The 330-nt window shown below is 70.3% G+C and carries 1 pseudogene; it reads right to left on the bottom strand.

Annotated features, from left to right (window positions below):
• A pseudogene (locus tag OQ02_RS39640) lies at positions 1–330 on the bottom strand (hypothetical protein); the annotation flags it as partial.

Below are 330 nucleotides of genomic sequence, written 5' to 3'. Positions count from 1 at the left end.
GTGCCGGACGACGGTGTTGGTCGACCACTTCGACCGGCCCGCCGCGTCGTAGACGACGAGGCTGCCGCGGTCCTGGAGCAGTGCGTAGCCGTTGGTGGCGGCGACGCCGGAGGTCCACAGCTGGGCACCGGCCGCGCTGGTGACCACCAGCTTGCCGTCGGACTGCATGACGGCCTTGGCTCCGGCGTTGCCCGCGGTGTTGGTGCTCCACAGCACCGTGCCCGCGTTGGAGGTGACGACGAGGTTGCCGTCGGTCCGCATCGTGAGCTTGGCGGCGTTGGAGGTGTACGTGGTGCCGGAGGGGATGGTGGTGCCGGAGGGGATGTAGGC

Origin of the sequence: Saccharothrix sp. NRRL B-16314 (genome assembly GCF_000716595.1) — a bacterium.
Taxonomy (GTDB): Bacteria; Actinomycetota; Actinomycetes; order Mycobacteriales; family Pseudonocardiaceae; genus Actinosynnema.
This window is presented reverse-complemented; position numbering and strand designations above follow the sequence as displayed.